The sequence below is a fragment of the Mycobacterium sp. genome, assembly GCF_049280035.1.
Taxonomy (GTDB): Bacteria; Actinomycetota; Actinomycetes; order Mycobacteriales; family Mycobacteriaceae; genus Mycobacterium.
Genome location: NZ_JBAPPI010000175.1, coordinates 1 through 2,696, shown reverse-complemented (window position 1 = coordinate 2,696; position 2,696 = coordinate 1). Strand labels below are relative to the sequence as shown.

Below are 2,696 nucleotides of genomic sequence, written 5' to 3'. Positions count from 1 at the left end.
GAGCATGGCCTCGGGTACTGCAACATCACCAAGTGCTGCACCGAGGTCTGCCCCGAGCACATCAAGATCACCGACAACGCGTTGATTCCGATGAAGGAACGCGTGGCCGATCGCAAATACGACCCGGTGGTGTGGTTGGGCAACAAGCTGTTCCGTCGCTGACAAGCAGGACGCCGCGGAACTCGAGCGTCGCGTCCAGGCTTACCGCGACGAGCTCAGCAAGCGCCCCTAACTAGGCACCCAATCGACGGAAAACGCTGCGATGAAACACGATCGGCGCGACGTCCGCGTCGATCTGAACATCGCTGACCCGCAGTACCACGATTGTGTGGTCCCCGGCGGGAATGAGTTGCTCGATTGCGCTTTCCAACCAGACGCTGGTGCCCTTGATGAAAACCGCACCGCTGCTGTTGGACACTGTCTCCAAGCCGGCGAACCGATCGCCGGTTTTGGCGGCGAGTGCGCGGACGGCTTCGTCGTGAGCCTCGCCCAGAACGCTGATCCCGAGAGCGCGAACGTTTTTCAACTTGGGCCAGGTCGTCGAGATGTTCTGCACGCAGAACGACACCAATGGCGGATCCAGCGACACCGGGACAAACGTGCTGGCCGCCAGCCCTTCTCGGACTCCGTCGACTTCGGCTGCGATGGCGATCACGCCGGACGGGAAATGGCCGAAGGCCTCGCGCAGTGACGACGGTGTCAGCTTCTCAGGTGTATTCACCGGGCTTCATTCGCATCGAGGAGGATTTTGGTATCCCTGACCCTACTCGCCCGACGAGTAGCCGTGCGCAACGGCAACGTCGGGATGGGCCCGCAACCTGCTCTTCCAGGCGTTGCGGCCGTAAACCGAGAAAATGGGATCGGAAGGGTCCGCGCGCGGGCTTGCTCGCGTTGCCAGGTCCGGGGGCAGTGACAAGGTCGGGATCTGTGCATCCAACCGCGGGTTGAAGAAGTAGGGCACCGAGACCCGATCAGCCGCATGACGGAGGTTCACCCGGTGCTCGGTTGCACGCAGATACCCGCCAGTCGCCAGCTCCAGCAGCTCACCGATATTGACGATGAACGCCCCGTCGCGCACCGGGACGTCGATCCAGCCGTCGCCGCTCCGGCCTGGCCGCACCTGCAATCCCTGACTGCCCGGCTCGGCAAGCAGCAGGGTGAGCACGCCCGAGTCTCGATGCGCGCCCACTCCCTGCGAGCCGGCCGCCGTCGCCGGATAGCGCACGATCTTGATCAGGGTCGCCGGTGTCGCGGCGAAGGCGGCCTCGAAAACGTCCGGCGGACTGCCCAGCGACGCCGCCCAATGCCGCAACAACCTGCGGGCCACCGCGGCCAGCGCCGCGTCCCAGTCGGCGATGATCCCTGGCAGCTCCGGCAACCCGGCCGGCCACTGGTTGGGACCCTGCAGCCACAGATAGTCAGGCTTGCCCGGACCCCCCACCGGGTTGCGCTCCGGGCCGATGTCGATCTGCTCGCGCCAGTCCACTTCGCCGCCGGTCAGCTCGCCACCCAGCCGCGTGTAGCCACGGAAATGCGGACTGCGGACCATCGCGACGGCGTCCTTCTCCGCCGGCGACAGCGCGAAAAACCGTCGCGCCGCCGCCAGCACCCGGCGAGTCAGCGCCGCGGGCACGCCATGGCCGGTCAGGTAGAAGAAGCCCACCTCGTGAGCCGCCTCGCGCAGGCGTCCGCGCAGTTGGCCAGGAGAGTCGCGCAGGTCCACTTCGGGCAGCGCCGTGACGGTCGACACACTTGCCACCTACCCATCATCGCCGCAGGTCAACCGCTATGCCACCGTGTCGATCAGCGCGAACCCAACTAGTTGGTTAATTAGCTGATGAAATTTAGCTCACACTCGGTTGCATCGGGGTTACCGATGGGTATAGTTTATCGGTGTTACTGGTGGGTAACTTAGGCTTAGTACCCAACCACAAGTGGCGTTCTCATCGAGGAGGAACCAGTGAGCCACTATAAGAGCAACGTCCGCGACCAGGTATTCAACCTGTTCGAGGTGTTGGGCATCGACAAAGCATTCGGCGAAGGCGACTATGCCGACCTGGATGCCGACACGGCCCGCGAAATGCTCACCGAAATGAGCCGACTGGCCGAAGGCCCCGTCGCTGATTCGTTCGTCGAGGGTGACCGCAATCCCCCCGTGTTCGACCCCGAGACACACTCGGTGACGCTCCCCGACTCGTTCAAGCAGTCGGTGCACGCAGTCATCGAAGCCGGTTGGGACAAGGTCGGCCTGGACGAAGAGCTGGGTGGCATGCCGATGCCCAAGGCGATGCTGTGGGCGCTGCACGAGCACCTGCTCGGCGCCAACCCGGCGGTGTGGATGTACGCCGGCGGCGCGGGATTCGCCCAGATCTTCTACAACCTGGCCACCGAAGAGCAGAAGAAGTGGGCAGTACTGGCCGCCGAGCGCGGCTGGGGCTCGACCATGGTGCTCACCGAGCCGGACGCCGGCTCGGACGTCGGCGCCGGCCGGACCAAGGCCATCCAGCAGGATGACGGCTCCTGGCACATCGACGGCGTGAAGCGCTTCATCACCTCGGGCGACTCGGACGACATGTTCGAGAACATCTTCCACTTGGTGCTGGCCCGCCCCGAGGGCGCCGGACCCGGTACCAAGGGTCTGTCGCTGTTCTTCGTGCCGAAGTTCCTGTTCGACTTCGAGACCGGCGAGCCGGGCG

At 64.7% G+C, this 2,696-nt stretch carries 3 protein-coding genes and 1 pseudogene; 2 read left to right on the top strand and 2 right to left on the bottom strand.

The features are described 5' to 3' along the window. Positions 1-162: pseudogene (locus WAN71_RS05740) on the top strand (succinate dehydrogenase/fumarate reductase iron-sulfur subunit); the annotation flags it as partial. A 70-nt stretch (positions 163-232) separates the two neighbouring features. Here WAN71_RS05740 and WAN71_RS05735 read toward each other — a convergent pair. After that, complete coding sequence (locus WAN71_RS05735; protein ID WP_422224410.1) at positions 233-721, bottom strand: flavin reductase family protein; 489 nt, start codon at positions 719-721, stop codon at positions 233-235. Between the two features lie 42 nt (positions 722-763). Next, entirely contained in the window at positions 764-1,750 is a 987-nt protein-coding gene (locus WAN71_RS05730) for an isopenicillin N synthase family dioxygenase (RefSeq protein ID WP_422224409.1), read from the bottom strand. Positions 1,751-1,960: 210 nt separating this feature from the next. Between WAN71_RS05730 and WAN71_RS05725 the strand changes: the two genes are divergently transcribed. Beyond that, positions 1,961-2,696 (top strand): acyl-CoA dehydrogenase family protein (locus WAN71_RS05725; protein WP_422224408.1); only part of this gene is annotated, 736 nt, incomplete at its 3' end.